We start from the raw sequence: 16,209 nt of genomic DNA, 5'->3' as shown, positions 1-16,209 counted from the left end.
CCCTCCCGGAGCAAGCCCCCACGCAGGCTCCGAGAGGACGCGATCACGGGGGCAGGGCGCGAGAAAACCTCTCGCCCGCCCTGCTCCCTGTCTGATGAGATGCAGGAAACGGTCGAATGGTTTACGGGCGGATACCGTGAATTCCGTCTGTACGCCCACGCGGGTCCGCGGACTCCGGCGGGTGAGAGAGGAGGAGCGCGTGCGGACGAGCAGAGCTGCGGCGTTCCCGCTGGCCGCGGCGGTGGTGCTGGCGGTACCGGGGTGCGGTTTCGGCACGCCCTCGCAGGTGCTGCCGGGACTGGCACATCCGATGGCCTCGTCCGAGGAGGGGTACCACGTCTCCGACGAGGCCACCCTGCACGACTACAACGGGATCAACCTGGTGCTGCCGGACGGCTGGCACGTCGACATCGCCGACAACTGCCTCTCCCCTCCGGGGGTGGGGCCCGCCCCGGGCGGAAGCTGCCCGATCGAGGCGCTGCGGGTCCGCCCCAACGCCTCCGACGACGGCCTGATCGACCCGGAGGGCGCCGATCTGGAGGACCCGGACAAGTGGCGGCGGCCCTGGGCGTCCTGCCCGCAGCGCCCCGACCTGGGCGGCCAGATCCGGGCGGAGAGCGCCGTGATCAGCGAGCACGGCACGTTCACCCTGGTCAGCGGGGAGGAGGCGGTCTACAGCGAGTGGACGGTCACCTGCACGGGCGGCTCCACGTTCCGCACCCGCGCCTGGTACGTCGCCGAGGCCGACCTGGAGTTCGACGTGCCCGTCCTGCTGGAGCAGGCGGCCGACGAGTACGACGCGATCGTCCGCTCCACCGACCTGTCCCGCTACAAGACGATCTCCTGACGCGGCGGCCTCACAGGGCGGTCAGCCGGACGCCGTCGAGGATCTCCGCCACGGTCTGGGGCTGCTGGTCGGCCTGGCGGATCTCCATGTAGAGGGTCCGCCCGCGATCGCGGTGCTGCAAGGCGGCGGCGGTGAACACCCCTCCTCCGGAGCCGTCCGGGAAGCAGTCGAGCCACTGCCACACCTCGCCCTCCCAGTCGGCGTTGGCGAAGCTCCGCCGCTGCGGCTCTCCCTCGCACGGGCCGACGGAGATCAGCCGGTCCAGGTCGGGGGAGTCGGACTCGGTGGCGAGCAGCCCGGCGAACAGGCCGGACACCTTCGCCTCGGGGTCGGGCCAGGCGGCCAGGTCGGTGGCGACCAGCATGCCCGGCTCGTGGCCGCCGGGCATGCCCAGCTCCCGCGGCGACCAGCCGTTGATCTGCATCTGGCGGACCCACGGGGTGGGCACCCGGACGTGGAGTTCCCCGCTGGAGTCGTAGACCTCCATGAGCGGCAGGCGCGGGGCGGCCGTGGCCGCCAGCGCCGTGGCGAGCATCACGACCGCCGCCGCGGCCGAGGCCCCCAGCCGCATCCAGGCGGTGCGGTGGCGCTGCCACCAGGGCACCGCCAGCTCCAGGTCGGGCGACATGCGGATCTCCCGGATGCGGGAGGTGAAGGTGGCCGCGTCGGGGGGACGGTCGTTGCGGTTCGGCGACAGCGCCGACATGATCAGCTCGTCCAGGGCGGGCGGCAGCCCCGGCCGCAGTTTGCTCGGCGGCACCCGCACCGGCGGGCGCGGGGGGCGCTTGCCGGTGACGAGTTCGTAGGCGACCGCGCCCAGCGAGTACACGTCGGCGCGCACGTCGATGTCGCCGCCGACGACGCTCTGCTCGGGGGACATGTAGCCGGGGGTGCCCGCGGACGCGGTGAACCCGGACGCCTCGTCGATGCTCTTGGCGAACCCCAGGTCGGCGACGAGCACGCGTTCGCCCACCGGGCTGGACTGCAACAGCACGTTGGACGGCTTGATGTCGCGGTGGATGGTGCCGTGCCGGTGCAGCACGGTGACGCCCTGCCCGATCTCGGTGAGCAGGCGCAGCGCCTCGTCCATCGGCAGGGGGCCCTCGGCGACCCGGTCGGCGACGCTGCCCCGGTCGGCGTAGGTCATCACGAAGTAGGGACGTTCGTCGGGCAGGGTGCCGATGTCGTGGACGCGTACCAGCCACTCGGAGTCGGCCTGGCGCAGAATGCGCGCCTCCTCGACGAAACGCTGGTGGATGTCGAGGTTGTGCGCCCAGTTCTCGGCGAGCACCTTGATGGCGACCGGGGTGTCGAGCAGATCGTCGTGTCCTAACCAGACGGTGGCGAACGAGCCCGAACCCAGTCGCCGCAGGACGCGATAGCGCCCGAAACGTTCCGGTTGTGCCACACGTATTGCTTACCACGTCTTGGTGGTCCCGACACCGGGATCTTGCCGTCGGAACAGGCCGGAACACGCCCCGGACCTGCTGTTCCGTGCCGGCGGCCCGGGACCGGGGCATTTCCGGCGGCCGCTGTCCGCGCGGCCGGGCCGCTCTGGTGCGCGCCCGCTTGGGGCGGACCGGAATTTCGCGGGGGTGTGGTCCGGAACGGAAAACGCCCCCGGTTCCGCGGGCGCGCCGACCGGGTTTTCCCGGCCCTGCCGGGTCCGCTCGCGCACCGCCGGGGAATTTCCCCGGACTGCCGGAGGAGAACCGTGGGGCGGCGGGGCCGACGGCGCCGGAAAAAGGGGGTGCGGCGCGTCTTCCCGGAGCGGACCGCCGAGGCGGCGGCCCCGCATCCGCAGCGCCCGTACCGGCGGGCCGTCGGTGACTCCGCCCGCACTCGGCGTCGCTTCCGGGCGAAAGGACGGAGCTCCTGCGGTGCGCGGCGCCGGCCGGGATCCCGGCACGCGGGTTGTGAGAAGAGTGGGCATTCTTTTCGGGTTTTTCTCCGGCTCCGGGGGAGAAGAGGCCCCGGAGCGACGGCGGCGGAGTGCGCCGCTTCCGGGGGCACCGGGGCGCCCCGAGGGGTGGACCTCGCCGGGTGCGGAGAGAATTCCCAGTTCAGCCCGTGAAGAGAATGTGTCGGCGCGGACACCGGCGGCCGGTCCGGGAGTCGGCGGCCCCGGGAAGTGGCCTGTGAAATGTCCGGTTTCGCCATATTTTTTTGGCTGGCTCCGGAGAGCGGTCGCGGTGTGGGGCCGGGAGGGAGAGGCGGAACCGGGGTGCTTGCCTCAGCCGCAGAATCCTGTTACGGCGGCTCCGCCCTCCGCGGAAATGTGTCAACCTTTTTGCGGAGGTATGCGTGTAATAGCTGGACGAGAGTATCGTCAGTGGGGAGTGTCCGCCGTGACCCAACCAGACCAGTCTTCCGCCTCAGTACGCCCCGCCCCCGACCCGGGCGAGGAGGAGTCCCTGGAGCAGTTGGCGCTGCGCGCCAAGGAAGGGGACCAGGCCGCGCTCGAGGAGCTGTTGCGCCGTATTCAACCCGACGTCCTGCGCCGCTGCGCCCGCTTCCTGCCCTACCGGCAGGACGCCGAGGAGGCGTGCCAGGACGCGCTCATGCGAGTGGCCGCCAGCATCCACCGGTTCCGCGGCGACTCGATGTTCACGACCTGGCTCTACACGGTGGTCTCGAACTCCGCGAGGCAGACCTACCGGTCGCTGAAGCGGCGGGCCGCCGAGATGCCCACCGAGGCCGACCGCATTCCGCACCAGAGCGACCCGCGCACCACCAGCGTCATCGCGGGGTCGCGGATCGACCTGCTGGAAGCCCTCGACCAGTTGGAGCGGGACCGGCCCAACCTGGTGGCGCCGCTGGTGCTGCGGGACCTGTGCCAGATGGAGTACGGGGAGATCGCCGCCCAGCTCGACCTGGCCCTGGGAACCGTCAAGTCGCGCATCCACGAGGGCCGCAAGCGGGTCCGCAAGGCCCTCGCCGTGAACTGAGACACCACTGCGGCAAGGCAGGCCGGGGATGGCTCCGCCACCCCGGTTCCTTGACTACTGTTGAGGACTGACCGGCGGCCCGGCTCCGCCGGACGATCATGCAGGCGGAGGTGTCCCGGCCCGGCGACGCGCCGGGAACACCCGCGGCACATCCGGCGCCGCGTCCGCGGCCTCGAACGGATCAGGAGAGGTAGTACCGTCCATGGGGCTGTTGCGCGTCCCTCTCTACCGGCTGTACGAGCGGCGCCTGGAGCGTGCGCTCAGTACGGTCGAGAAGCCCCGGCACGTGGGGGTGATCCTCGACGGGAACCGTCGGTGGGCCAAGCTCAGCGGGCTGTCCAGCCCCAAGGAGGGCCACCGGGCCGGAGCCGAGAAGATCTTCGAGCTGCTCGGCTGGTGCAACGAGGTCGGCGTGCAGGTGGTCACGCTGTGGCTGCTGTCCACCGACAACCTCTCCCGGCCGCCCGAGGAGCTGGAACCGCTGCTGGAGATCATCGAGAACACGGTGCGGCGGCTCCGCGACGAGGGGTGGCGGATCAACCCGATGGGCGCCCTCGACCTGCTGCCCGACTCCACCGCCAGGGTCATGAAGGAGGCCGGGACCGCCACGGCGAACAACCCGGGCCTGATCGTCAACGTCGCCGTGGGCTACGGGGGGCGCCGCGAGATCGCCGACGCCGTCCGGTCGCTGCTGCTGGCGGAGGCCGCCAAGGGCACCACCCTGGAGGAGCTGGCCGAGCGGCTGGAGATGGACGACATCGCCAAGCACCTCTACACCCGCGGCCAGCCCGACCCCGACCTGCTCATCCGGACCTCGGGGGAGCAGCGCCTCTCCGGCTTCCTGCTGTGGCAGAGCGCGCACTCGGAGTTCTACTTCTGCGAGGTCTTCTGGCCCGCGTTCCGTAAGATCGACTTCCTTCGCGCACTGCGCTCCTACAGCGCACGGCAGCGGCGTTTCGGCTCGTGACAGCCCCTCTGCCGGGCGCGGGCGGACGGCGAAGGTCACGGCTCGTTCACGAAGAGGTCGAAGAAAGGTCTTGCTCTTTCAGATGAGCGGGGTACCGTCGTAGCAGTGGTAGGGTGCGCATCCCTGCCACTCGGGAGGCCCCGACTCATTGATGCTCCTGGCCACACAGGAAACCATCACGACGGGGGCCGGTCCCGGCTCCCACGGGGTCGGTCCCGGTCCTTGGATTCCCGTGAGTCTAGGGCGCTTCGCCGCGCCCAGGGGGAGAACGAGTGGCTAGTTCCTCGACCGTTCACCGCGACCCTGCCCGTCTCAGCTCCGCCGAGGGGAACGCCCGGCGCACCTACGTGCTCGACACCAGTGTCCTCCTCGCGGACCCCCTGTCGATCACCCGTTTCGCCGAGCACGAGGTGGTCCTGCCCATCGTCGTCATCACCGAACTCGAGAGCAAGCGGCACCACCCCGAGCTGGGCTACTTCGCCCGCGAGGCGCTGCGCAAGCTGGACGACCTGCGGGTCGCCTTCGGCGCTCTCGACGCTCCGGTGGAGGTCAACGACCAGGGCGGCACGCTGCGGGTGGAACTCAACCACAGCGACCCCGACGTCCTGCCGGCCGGGTTCCGGCAGGGGGACAACGACACCCGCATCCTGACCGTGGCGCGCAACCTCGCCGCCGAGGGCAGCGACGTGGTGCTGGTCAGCAAGGACCTCCCCCTGCGGATCAAGGCCTCGGCGGTGGGGCTGGCCGCGGACGAGTACCGCGCCGAGCTGGCCATCGAGCACGGGTGGACCGGCATGGCGGAGCTGGAGGTCCCGGCGTACCAGATCGAGGAGCTGTTCAGCCGCGGTACCGCCGAGATCGAGGAGGCGCGCGACCTGCCCTGCCACACAGGCCTGGTGCTGGTGTCCGAGCGCGGCAGGGCGCTGGGGCGGGTGCTCCCCGACAAGTCGGTCAAGGTGGTGCGCGGCGACCGCGACGTGTTCGGGCTGCACGGCCGCAGCGCCGAGCAGCGCATCGCCCTGGACCTGCTCACCGATCCCGAGGTGGGCATCGTGTCGCTGGGCGGCCGGGCGGGCACCGGCAAGTCCGCGCTGGCGCTGTGCGCCGGCCTGGAGGCGGTGCTGGAGCGGCGGCAGCACCGCAAGGTCGTGGTGTTCCGGCCGCTGTACGCGGTGGGCGGCCAGGACCTGGGCTACCTCCCGGGGACCGAGTACGAGAAGATGTCGCCCTGGTCGCAGGCGGTGCACGACACCCTCTCGGCGCTGACCACCCAGGACGTCATCGACGAGGTGGTCGACCGCGGCATGCTGGAGGTGCTGCCGCTCACCCACATCCGCGGCCGCTCGCTGCACGACTCCTTCGTGATCGTGGACGAGGCGCAGTCGCTGGAGCGCGGCGTGCTGCTGACCGTGCTGTCCCGGCTGGGGGAGAACTCCCGGGTGGTGCTCACCCACGACGTCGCGCAGCGCGACAACCTCCGGGTGGGCCGCTACGACGGGGTGGTGGCCGTGATCGAGAAGCTCAAGGGCCACCCGCTGTTCGCGCACATCACGCTGACCCGCTCGGAGCGCTCGCCGATCGCCGCGCTGGTCACCGAGATGCTGGAGGGCTGATTCCGGTTTCCGGGTGCCCGGCCGGGCCGTCCGGTCGGGCACCCGCCGCTGTCGACGCGGAATCCACGGAAATGGTTGTCGAAAAGACCCCGAAAACAATGTGACCCATGTCGCATGTACTTTCGGTATTACCAACCCGAAAACATGCGGCAAGGTTGATTCTGTTCCGTTGGGAGCCCCGAGCGCGCGCATCCCGCAAGGACCAGCGGTGACTTCCCGAGCTCCAGCGCGCGATGATCTTCGGCGACACGGCGGCCGGTGGCCCCAGCCAGTCCGCCTGTCGCCCCGACAGTCCACTCCGAAGACTCGGGGCACATTCGAGCGCATGCGACGCCACCGGGCATGCGACCGTCGAAAGGCCGATCCTTGCTGAAGAACCGGATTTCGCTGCGGCTCGCCACCGCGGCAGGGACGGCGGCACTCACTGTCGCGGGCGCGGCGTTCGGCTTCTCCGCCTTCGCCGCCGACACCGGCGACTCGCCGGAACAGGCCGCTTCGGCCGCAGTCCTGCCCGCAGAGGCGGCCCCGGACGACTTCTTCCCCGAGAGCGGGGAGGGGATTGCGGCGGGCCAGCTCGAACAGGCCAACAGCCAGCGCAACCAGGCACTGGGCCAGGCTCTCGCCACCGCCAACGGCACCCTGGAGGAGGAGAAGGAGGAACCGGAGCCCGACCCCGTGCCCAGCGGGGACCCCAGGGGGATCGCCCAGGCCATGCTCGCCGACTTCGGGTGGGGCAGCGACCAGTTCAGTTGCCTCGACTCGCTGTGGCAGAAGGAGAGCAACTGGAACCCCCAGGCGCAGAACCCCAGCTCCGGCGCGTACGGCATCCCGCAGGCGCTGCCCGGCAGCAAGATGGCCAGCGCCGGGGCCGACTGGCAGACCAACCCCGCCACCCAGATCAAGTGGGGGCTGGGCTACATCAAGGACCGCTACGGCAGCCCGTGCGCGGCCTGGAACCACTCCCAGAGCGTCGGCTGGTACTGATCCCGAGCCCCGCGGGCCGTCCCGGACGGCCCGCCCCACGCGAGGCGGCGGTGGCCTCCGGATTCCGGAGCCACCGCCGCCTCGCGTCGCGTCACTGCGAGTTGGTCATCGACAGCACGTCGAGCGCCTCGTCGAGCTGGGCCTCGGTCAGCTTGCCGTCGGCGACGTACCCGCGCTCGATGACGACCTGGCGGATCGTCTTGCGCTCGGCCAGCGCCTGCTTGGCGACCTTGGCGGCCTCCTCGTAGCCGATGTACCGGTTGAGCGGGGTGACGATCGACGGGGAGGACTCCGCGTACTCGCGGCAGCGCTCCACGTTGGCGGTGATCCCGGACACGCACCGGTCGGCGAACACCCGGGAGACGTTGGCCAGCAGCCGGATCGACTCCAGCACGTTGCGGGCGATCAGCGGGAGCTGCACGTTCAGCTCGAAGTTGCCGGTCGAGCCGCCGAACGCCACCGCCGCGTCGTTGCCCACCACCTGCGAGGCCACCTGCAACATCGCCTCGCACAGCACCGGGTTGACCTTGCCCGGCATGATCGAGGAGCCCGGTTGCAGGTCGGGCAGGAAGATCTCGGTCAGACCGGTGCGCGGCCCCGAGCCCATCCACCGGATGTCGTTGGCGATCTTGCAGAAGCTCACCGCGATCGTGCGCAACTGCCCGGACAGCTCCACCAGGCCGTCCCGCGCGCCCTGCGCCTCGAAGTGGTCGCGCGCCTCGGTCAGCGGCAGCCCCGTGGTCCGCGCGATCTCGGCGATCACCTTCGCGGAGAAGCCCTCGGGCGTGTTGATGCCGGTGCCCACGGCCGTGCCGCCCAGCGGCAGCTCGGCCACGCGCGGCAGCGCCGCCTCGACCCGCTCGATGCCGTAGCGCACCTGCGCGGCGTACCCGGCGAACTCCTGGCCCAGGGTCACCGGGGTGGCGTCCATCAGGTGGGTGCGGCCGCTCTTGACCACCGTGGCGAACTCCGCCGCCTTCGCCGACAGCGCCGCCTCCAGGTGCTTCAGCGCGGGGATCAGGTCGTTGACCAGAGCGGAGGTCGCCGCGATGTGGATCGAGGACGGGAACACGTCGTTGGACGACTGCGAGGCGTTGACGTGGTCGTTGGGGTGGACCGGCTCGCCCAGCCGCTCGGAGGCCAGCGTCGCGATGACCTCGTTGGTGTTCATGTTGCTCGACGTGCCCGAACCGGTCTGGAACACGTCCACCGGGAAGTGGTCGTTCCACTTGCCCTCGGCGACCTCCAGGGCCGCCTCGCGGATGGCCTCGGCCATGTCCGCCTTGATCACGCCGAGCTCGGCGTTGACCGTCGCGGCCGCGGCCTTGATGTGGCCCAGCGCGGCGATGTGCGCGGCCTCCAGGCCCTGCCCCGAGATGGGGAAGTTCTCGACCGCGCGCTGGGTCTGGGCCCGCCACTTGGCCTCGACAGGAACCTTGACCTCGCCCATCGAGTCGCGCTCGATGCGGAATTCAGTCATCGTGAAAGACACCTCCAGGTCGATCCTCAGACCAAAGACTGCCAGACCCGCACGTGGACGCCGTGGTCAGCCCTCCCGCAGCACGGACGGGGACGGACCTACTCGATCGCGCGGGGTCGGCGGCCGCGGCCCAGCAGGCGGCGCTGCCGCGGCGCGGTGACCCGCACCGAACCGAACAGCGAGAACCCGTCGACCTCCAGCACCGGGGCGTCGCGCAGCGGGGAGGGGCGGACGGCGGCGCTGCGTCGGCCGAGGAAGGAGCGGCCGCGCAGGCGCACCTCCATGCCCTCGGGGACCCGGATCACCACCCGGCCGAAGAGCGCCGAGGCGGTCACCGCCACCCGGTCCCGGGACAGCAGCGCGTCCCGCAGGTCGACCTCGGCGGTGCCGAAGAGGGAGAACACGAACTGGCGCACCGGTACCACCCAGCGGCCGGCGCGCCGCTCGGAGCCGAACAGCGCGGAGACCGGCCCCTGGTCCAGGCGCAGCGGCTGGGCGTCGGGCGGCAGCAGGTCGGCGGTGATCCCCACCAGGTCGCCGAGCCGGCGCGCCGCGTGGACCCGGTCGCTGCGCTCCTGGAACTCCTCCAGGTCCAGGCGGCCGTCCGCGGCCGCCTCGCGCAGCACCGCCAGCACGCGCTCCCGGTCGGCGTCGGAGGCGCGGAGACGTTCAGGAGAAGGTCCTTCGATCACGCCGTCAACGGTACTTCCCGACATGTCCACAGCGCAGAAAACCATTAGGAGCGGTTTCGGGCCGCCAACTACGGTGGAGGGCATGACTTCGTCACCACAGTCCGACCGGTCGGCGTTGCGCCACGAGCCCTCCTCGCCGCAGCCGGCGATCTCCCTGCGGGGGGTGGTCAAGCGCTTCGGCGACATCACCGCCGTCGACGGCCTCGACCTCGACGTCCCCGAAGGAACCGTGATGGGCCTGCTCGGACCCAACGGAGCGGGAAAGTCCACCACGATGCGCATGCTCACCGCGCAGAGCCTGGCCGACGAGGGAGAGATCAGCATCCTGGGCCACCCCGTCCCCCGGGAGTCGAAGTGGGCGCGCTCCCTCATGGGGGTGGTGCCCCAGCACGACAACCTCGACGAGGAGCTCACCGTCGAGGAGAACCTGCGCAGCTTCACCTACCTGTACCGGGTGCCGCGCCGGGAGCGCGCCGCCGCGGTCGAGCGGGCGCTGCGCATCGCCCACCTGGAGCACCGGCGCGACACGTTCACCGAGAAGCTCTCCGGAGGAATGCGCCGCCGCCTCCTCATCGCCCGCGGGCTGGTGCACCGGCCCCGCGTGGTGCTGCTCGACGAGCCCACCGTCGGCCTGGACCCCCAGGTCCGCCAGGAGCTGTGGGGGCTGATCACCGCCCTGCGGGAGGAGGGCGTCACGGTCCTGATGTCCACCCACTACATCGAGGAGGCCGAACGCCTCTCCGACGAAGTGGCGCTCATGGCCAAAGGGCGCATCGTCCGCCGCGGCGCCCCCGCCGACCTGATCGCCGAGTACGCCGGCAGGACGGTCGAGGAGTACGCGGTGGGCCTCGACGGCATCGAGGTGATGGAGAAGACCCTGCACGCCGCCGGGTTCACCACCCGGCGCACCGGATCGGCGCTGTCGGTGCTGCGCGCCGAGGAGCTGCCCGACTCGCTGCGCGACCAGTTGGGCAGCGGCATGCGCCGGGCCAGCAACCTGGAGGACGTGTTCGTGACACTGACGGGGGAGAAGGTCGAATGACGGCGACCAGGGACACGGCCGCGCCCGCGGCCACCGACCTGCGCACCCGGCCCCGCGGCTTCGAGATCGCGCCGATCCTCGGGGTGCTGGCCCGCGAGTGGGCGCTGTACCGGCGCATCTGGGCGCCGATCACCTTCTCCGCGATCGTCGAGCCGGTCCTGTACCTGCTCGCCTTCGGCATGGGCATGGGCGCGCTCGTCGGCACGATCGGCGGCTACGACTACATCGAGTTCCTGGGGACCGGCATCGTCGCGATGTCGGTGCTGTTCTCGTCCATGTTCCCGGGGCTGATCGACACGTTCGTGCGCCGCCGGTTCCAGCACACCTACGAGGGGGTGCTGGCCGCCCCGGTGGACGTGCGCGAACTGGTCACCGGCGAGGCGCTGTGGATCGCGCTGAAGGCGGGCGTCTACGGCTGCGCCCCGCTGCTGGTGGCGATCGGGTTCGGGCTGGAGCCCACCTGGGCGATGCTGCTCGTCCCGTTCGTCGGGGTGCTCACCGGGTTCGGGTTCGCGCTGCTCGGCATCCTGCTGGCTGCGGTCATCCCGTCCATCCGCACGGTGGACTACGTCATCTCCGGGCTCATCACACCGCTGTTCCTGGTCGCGGGGACGTTCTTCCCGATCGACCAGTTGCCGGGCTGGGCTCAGACGGCGGCCCTGGTCAACCCGCTCTACCACTGCGTGGAGCTGGTGCGCGGCTTCGCCTTCGGCATCGACGTCCTGGCTGCCCTGGGGCACCTCGCCGTGATCGCCCTCTTCGCCGTGGTCGTGTGGTTCCTGGCGGTCCACCTGATGCGCCGCCGCCTCATCGACTGACGCGGCCCGCACGGCGGTGCCCCGGGGACCCGGTGCGGCGGGCCGGTGAGGCCGCCGCGGCCCGGTCCCCGGGGCACCCGCGTGCCCGCCCGCTCTTGGGCGGGACACGCCGGATCACCCGGGGCTGGGCACCCAGCGCAGGTTGAGCGAGGCCGACCCGCCCTCGTGGAACTGCAGGGCGCCGCCCAGGCCGCCCCACTGCTGCGGCCAGGGGTCCTCCTCCATCTCGGCGACGACCCGCAGGTCCGCGTAGAGCGCCAGGTGCGCCTCCCCCAGGCCCGCCATCGTCTGCTGGAAGACCGGGTCGTCACCGAGCCGTCCCGTCCCCGCGGTCCCCATGGAGACCACCGTGGTGTCGCCGTCGGTGGTCACCGTGGGCGTCGACCCGTAGGAGTAGTCCGACGGGGCCAGCAGCTCGCTCCACAGGTCGCTGTCGGCTCCGGTCAGCCGCAGCTCGAAGGAGGGGTCGTCGGTGCCGAAGAAGAAGTCCAGGCCCGCCAAGTCGGTGATGCCCAGGGCGGTCTGGGTGCCGAGGAGCTTGTGGAAGTCGGCGGGCAGCCGCAGCCCGATCTCCCGCAGCATCGCGTCGATGTCGGCGTAGTCGGGGGCCGACTCGATGCTCTCCCGGTTGGCCTCCCAGATCTCCTGCGCCACGGCGTCGAGCCCGTCGCCGCCGAGCGCGACGACGGAGTTGTCCGGCAGGTCGTGCAGCGCGGTGATGCCCCCGGCGGGAACGGACTCGGAGAACAGGGTCTCGCCGTCGACGCCCGCGTCGAACACGTCGGCCTGGAACTCCAGGTACTCGCTCTCCACGCGCACGACCGCGGCGAACCGTCCGCTGATCTCCCCGACCTCGGACAGGTCGTCCAGGTCGAATTCGGCCGCGGCCGTCGGGTCCTGCGCCATCGCGCCGTAGTCGGCCCACACCGTGGCGACGCCCTCGCCGATCTCGTCGAGGTCGGCGGAGAAGGTCTCGTTGTCCTCCAGCGTGCCGACCCGCTCCACCTGGGCGCGCCGGTCGTTGAGCGCGGTCTGGGAGTCGCTGAGGACCGCGAAGCCGTCGACGACCTCGAAGAAGAGGCTGTCGTCCTGGGACTGGATGCGGACCAGGGTCTCCTCGGCGAGCTCCTCGTCCTCCACGGCGAGGGCCACGGCGAACACCAGCTCGTCCTCGGGACCCGACCACACGGCCAGGCCGACGCGCTGCCCCAGCCAGGGCTCGACCTCCGTGTCGTAGTCGAGGCCGAGATCGGGGTACATCTCCTCGAACAGCTCCCGGCCGAAGTCCTCCTCGGCGCTGCCCAGGTCGTCCTGCACGGTGTCGGGCAGCCGTTCGTAGAACTGGGCGTAGGAGGCCCACTGCCGACCGGTGGGCTTCAGGTCGACCTTGGCGTAGGCCAGGGAGGAGCCGGGCAGCACCGACTCGGGCTGCGGGCCGCCGAACAGGCTGTTCACCAGCGCCACCGACGCCCACGCGCCCCCGCCGATCAGAGCCAGCGCCAGCACGATGGAGAGCGGGATCACCCAGACCGGCCTGCGGCGGGGCGGCGGGGCGCCCGGAGTGCCGTACCCCGGCGGAGCCGGCGGCGGGAACCCGGGGCCGCCCGGCCCGTGCAGCACGCCCACGGGCGCTCCCGGGTGCGGACCCGTCGGCGGTCCCTGCACCGGGCCTCTGGGCGGCCCCGCCGCCGGAGGCGGTGGCGGAGGAGGACCTGCCGGCTGTCCGGGGGGAGCTCCCTGGGGCTGTCCCGGCGGCTGGTATCCCGGACCGGGCGGCCGGCCGGGAGGCGGCTGCTGCCCCCACGAGGGCGGCTGGTTGGGCTGGTCGGGGTAGGACATCGAACCTCCGGGAGTGCGAGGGAAGAACTTCCGGTTCCAGACGTTTCGACCTCCCCGCGGAGACGCCCGGTTCCTCCTCAGGCCGTTTCGTGCCCCAAAAGTAACCGGACCCCGCCGGAGTGGCCGGGTCCGGTCAACCGCGGCGGGCTCAGCGGGCGCCGGAGAAGTCCACCCCGCTGTAGGTGGCCAGCTTGTTGAGCTGGTGCTCGCTGTTCACCCGGCGGATGGTGCCGCTGCGTCCGCGCATGACCAGGGACTCGGTGGTGGCGCCGCCGTCGGCGTAGCGCACCCCGGTCAGCAGCTCCCCGCCGGTGATGCCGGTCGCCGCGAAGAACACGTCGTCGGAGGAGACCAGGTCGTCGGTGGTCAGCACCCGGGACAGGTCGTGCCCCGCGGCCTCGGCCCGGCGCCGCTCCTCGTCGCTGCTCGGCCACAGCTTCCCCTGGATCACGCCGCCCAGGCACTTGATGGCGCACGCGGCGATGATGCCCTCGGGGGTGCCGCCGATGCCCAGCAGCAGGTCGACACCGGTTCCGGCGCGCGCCGCCATGATCGCTCCGGCGACGTCGCCGTCCGAGATGAACTTGATCCGGGCGCCCGTCTGCCGCACCTCGTGCACCAACTGCTCGTGCCGGGGCCGGTCCAGGATCACCACCGTGACGTCCTGCGGGCTGCCGCCCTTGGCCTTGGCCACCGCGCGGATGTTGTCGGCGACGGGGGCGTTGATGTCGACGGCGCCGGCCGCGGCCGGTCCGGTGACCAGCTTCTCCATGTAGAACACGGCAGAGGGGTCGAACATGGAGCCGCGCGGGCTCACCGCGATCACCGAGATCGCGTTGGGCATGCCCATCGCGGTCAGCCGGGTTCCGTCGATCGGGTCCACGGCGACGTCGCACTCGGCGCCGCTGCCGTCGCCGACCTGCTCGCCGTTGTACAGCATGGGGGCGTTGTCCTTCTCGCCCTCGCCGATGACGACCGTGCCTTTCATCGACACGGTGCTGATCAGGTGGCGCATGCCGCGGACGGCCGCGCCGTCCGCGCCGTTCTTGTCCCCGCGGCCCACCCAGCGCGCGGCGGCCAGCGCCGCGGCCTCGGTGACCCGTACCAGTTCCAGTGCCAGGTTGCGGTCGGGAGCGTCGTGCGGGACAGAGAACGGAGCAGGAGCAGTGGTCATGGCAGCCCTTTCCACACGGGTTCTTCCGCCCGACAGGTGCGGAGACCCCGACGATTTTCTCAGCCTTGTTCGTCAGTGGGTCGTGCGGGACCCGCTGGCGTACTCTCTTCAACACTAGGCGAGCCCTTGGTACGCGATTGGGGACGATTGAGTTGACAGTGGAGAAGGTGGAAAAGCCGGTGCGCGTGTCGGCCCGGGGAGCGGCCACCCGCAGCGCGCTGCTGGAAGCCGCGTCGCACGTCTTCCGGACGGTCGGCTTCGACAAGGCCGGGGTCAGCGAGGTCGTCGCCCAGGCCGGGGCCAGCGTCGGGAGCCTGTACCACCACTTCACCGGCAAGGCCGACCTCTACCTCGCGCTGTACGAGGAGTTCCAGCAGCGCCAGCAGGACCGGACCCACCAGGCGGTCGTCCAGGCGCGGGCCCGGGGGGAGAGCGACCCCCGCAGGCTGATGAACATCGCCGCCCGCGCCTACCTGGAGGGGTGCATCGAGGAGCGGGAGATCACCCGGCTCTTCTACAGCGGGGACAGCCCGCCCGGGTTCGAGGCGCTCATGCGCAGGCAGTTGCGGGAGTGGACCGACCGCAACGCCGCCCTGTTCCGCAAGGCCGAGGAGCCCGTGGACGAGGCGCTGCTCATGATCGTCACCGGCGCGATCTCGCTCGCGGCGACCGAGGTCGTCAACCGGGAGGACCGCGAGGAGGCCCGCAGGCTCGCCGACGCGGTGGTGGAGCGGCTCAGCACGGTGGCACCCCGCGCGGAGTGACCCGCGACCATCGGGCAAGCTGGGAGGCGACAGGACCGAAGCGCGGTGACGGGGTGGGAAGAACCGCATGAGCAGTGGTGGTCGCCGGACCGACAACACTTTCCTCGGCTACACGATCGTGCTGGGCGCGCTCGTGCTGCTGGTCGTGCTGATGACGGTGGTGGTGAACGCGCGGCGGGAGGAGCGGATCCCCACCGTCGACTACACCCCCGACGTGCTCTCCCTCAGCGAGGTCGCGCCCTACCAGGTGTACGCGCCCGACCAGGAGCTGCTGCCCGAGGGCTGGACGCCCACCAGCTCACGGCTGGAGGACGGCGGAGTGCTGCCCGGCGAGGAGCCGACCGAACCGGTCCGCTGGTCGGTGGGGTTCGCCACCCCCGAGGACCGGCACGCCGCGTTCCACATCAGCAACGCCGACCCGGAGGCGTTCGTCGCCGAGGTGAGCATGGACGGCGAGCCCGACGGCGAGTCCACGGTGGACGGCCGGGTCTGGGAGCGCCGCTACAACGAGACCGAGGACGAGCGCTCCCTGGTGCTGCGCGCCGACGACGCCACCCTCGTGGTCAGCGGCGGCGCCTCCTACGAGGAACTGGAAACCCTCGCCGGGGCCTTGCAGCCGCAGGCTGCTCCACAGGAGTGACACGACTGCCTGAAGACCGGGGGTTCCGGCGACGCCCCGGAGGCAGGTGCGGCCGACGGCCCCGGTGTCCGGCCGCCTCAGGTGAGACTCCCCACAGCCGAGACCACGGCGCGGTGGTCCCCGTGCGTGGGGTCCGTGTCGGCTCGACGGTTGCTGTCTGCTTCGGCCGCGAGGCGCGGCAGCCTTGAGGCCCGCCCCGGTTCCTGGGGGACTGCCACCCCCCCGCAACACTCCTCTCCCGGCCAACCTGCGACCGTGGGACGGCGCTTCACGCCCGAAGACCTGCCACCCACCAACCCCTCCCTCACCCGAGCGGCGGACAAGGCTGCCGGGCCTCCCGGCCGAAGACACCGGATGGTTCACCGCCCACCCCACCCCGGCCGCTCCGCGGCTGATGGGGA

14 protein-coding genes are annotated in these 16,209 nt (G+C 71.4%); 9 read left to right on the top strand and 5 right to left on the bottom strand.

Annotated features, from left to right (window positions below):
• Positions 1-199 precede the first annotated feature (199 nt).
• Entirely contained in the window at positions 200-847 is a 648-nt protein-coding gene (locus AC529_RS03230; protein WP_068753400.1) for a hypothetical protein, read from the top strand.
• A 10-nt stretch (positions 848-857) separates the two neighbouring features.
• On the opposite strand, the gene AC529_RS03225 is transcribed toward AC529_RS03230, so the two are convergent.
• Positions 858-2,255, bottom strand: a complete 1,398-nt coding sequence (locus AC529_RS03225; RefSeq protein ID WP_068753399.1) for a serine/threonine-protein kinase — start codon at positions 2,253-2,255, stop codon at positions 858-860.
• Between the two features lie 940 nt (positions 2,256-3,195).
• On the opposite strand from AC529_RS03225, the gene AC529_RS03220 reads away from it, so the two are divergent.
• The 4 genes from AC529_RS03220 (at position 3,196) to AC529_RS03205 (ending at position 7,359) form a co-directional block, all read left to right on the top strand.
• Positions 3,196-3,795, top strand: a complete 600-nt coding sequence (locus tag AC529_RS03220; RefSeq protein ID WP_068754464.1) for an RNA polymerase sigma factor — start codon at positions 3,196-3,198, stop codon at positions 3,793-3,795.
• 202 nt (positions 3,796-3,997) lie between these two features.
• Positions 3,998-4,762, top strand: a complete 765-nt coding sequence (locus AC529_RS03215) for an isoprenyl transferase (RefSeq protein WP_068753398.1) — start codon at positions 3,998-4,000, stop codon at positions 4,760-4,762.
• Between the two features lie 347 nt (positions 4,763-5,109).
• Complete coding sequence (locus tag AC529_RS03210; protein WP_068753397.1) at positions 5,110-6,375, top strand: PhoH family protein; 1,266 nt, start codon at positions 5,110-5,112, stop codon at positions 6,373-6,375.
• Between the two features lie 366 nt (positions 6,376-6,741).
• Positions 6,742-7,359, top strand: a complete 618-nt coding sequence (locus AC529_RS03205; protein ID WP_068753396.1) for an aggregation-promoting factor C-terminal-like domain-containing protein — start codon at positions 6,742-6,744, stop codon at positions 7,357-7,359.
• A 91-nt stretch (positions 7,360-7,450) separates the two neighbouring features.
• Here the strand turns inward: AC529_RS03205 and AC529_RS03200 are convergent, their stop codons facing one another.
• Both AC529_RS03200 and AC529_RS03195 read right to left on the bottom strand, forming a co-directional pair.
• Positions 7,451-8,839, bottom strand: a complete 1,389-nt coding sequence (locus AC529_RS03200) for a class II fumarate hydratase (RefSeq protein WP_068753395.1) — start codon at positions 8,837-8,839, stop codon at positions 7,451-7,453.
• A 98-nt stretch (positions 8,840-8,937) separates the two neighbouring features.
• Positions 8,938-9,555, bottom strand: a complete 618-nt coding sequence (locus tag AC529_RS03195) for a DUF1707 SHOCT-like domain-containing protein (RefSeq protein WP_068753394.1) — start codon at positions 9,553-9,555, stop codon at positions 8,938-8,940.
• Positions 9,556-9,613: 58 nt separating this feature from the next.
• Between AC529_RS03195 and AC529_RS03190 the strand changes: the two genes are divergently transcribed.
• Positions 9,614-10,573: an ABC transporter ATP-binding protein gene (locus AC529_RS03190; protein ID WP_198156277.1), complete on the top strand. Its 960-nt coding sequence runs from the start codon at positions 9,614-9,616 to the stop codon at positions 10,571-10,573.
• Entirely contained in the window at positions 10,570-11,391 is an 822-nt protein-coding gene (locus tag AC529_RS03185; protein ID WP_068753393.1) for an ABC transporter permease, read from the top strand. Before AC529_RS03190 ends, AC529_RS03185 begins: the two co-directional genes overlap by 4 nt.
• Before the next feature lie 114 nt (positions 11,392-11,505).
• On the opposite strand, the gene AC529_RS03180 is transcribed toward AC529_RS03185, so the two are convergent.
• Positions 11,506-13,017 carry a DUF3352 domain-containing protein gene (locus AC529_RS03180; protein WP_232306545.1) on the bottom strand — a complete coding sequence of 504 codons (1,512 nt, stop codon included), beginning with the start codon at positions 13,015-13,017 and terminating at the stop codon, positions 11,506-11,508.
• Positions 13,018-13,378: 361 nt separating this feature from the next.
• Complete coding sequence (glpX, locus tag AC529_RS03175; RefSeq protein ID WP_068753392.1) at positions 13,379-14,404, bottom strand: class II fructose-bisphosphatase; 1,026 nt, start codon at positions 14,402-14,404, stop codon at positions 13,379-13,381.
• A 158-nt stretch (positions 14,405-14,562) separates the two neighbouring features.
• Here glpX and AC529_RS03170 point away from each other — a divergent pair, with 158 nt between their 5' ends.
• A complete protein-coding gene (locus tag AC529_RS03170; RefSeq protein ID WP_068753391.1) occupies positions 14,563-15,168 on the top strand; it encodes a TetR/AcrR family transcriptional regulator in 606 nt (201 codons plus the stop codon).
• A 67-nt stretch (positions 15,169-15,235) separates the two neighbouring features.
• Complete coding sequence (locus AC529_RS03165; RefSeq protein ID WP_068753390.1) at positions 15,236-15,808, top strand: DUF4245 domain-containing protein; 573 nt, start codon at positions 15,236-15,238, stop codon at positions 15,806-15,808.
• The last annotated feature ends 401 nt before the right edge of the window (positions 15,809-16,209 follow it).

The organism is Thermobifida cellulosilytica TB100 (assembly GCF_001517975.1).
GTDB lineage: Bacteria > Actinomycetota > Actinomycetes > Streptosporangiales > Streptosporangiaceae > Thermobifida > Thermobifida cellulosilytica.
Note: the sequence above shows the minus strand (reverse complement) of the source record. Positions and strands in the feature narration are given on the sequence as shown.

Coding starts and splice junctions, on each gene's coding strand:
- AC529_RS03195 (WP_068753394.1), bottom strand. CDS start 9,555: ATGTCGGGAAGTACCGTTGACGGCGTGATCGAAGGACCTTCTCCTGAA.
- AC529_RS03215 (WP_068753398.1), top strand. CDS start 3,998: ATGGGGCTGTTGCGCGTCCCTCTCTACCGGCTGTACGAGCGGCGCCTG.
- AC529_RS03185 (WP_068753393.1), top strand. CDS start 10,570: ATGACGGCGACCAGGGACACGGCCGCGCCCGCGGCCACCGACCTGCGC.
- glpX (WP_068753392.1), bottom strand. CDS start 14,404: ATGACCACTGCTCCTGCTCCGTTCTCTGTCCCGCACGACGCTCCCGAC.
- AC529_RS03200 (WP_068753395.1), bottom strand. CDS start 8,839: ATGACTGAATTCCGCATCGAGCGCGACTCGATGGGCGAGGTCAAGGTT.
- AC529_RS03165 (WP_068753390.1), top strand. CDS start 15,236: ATGAGCAGTGGTGGTCGCCGGACCGACAACACTTTCCTCGGCTACACG.
- AC529_RS03190 (WP_198156277.1), top strand. CDS start 9,614: ATGACTTCGTCACCACAGTCCGACCGGTCGGCGTTGCGCCACGAGCCC.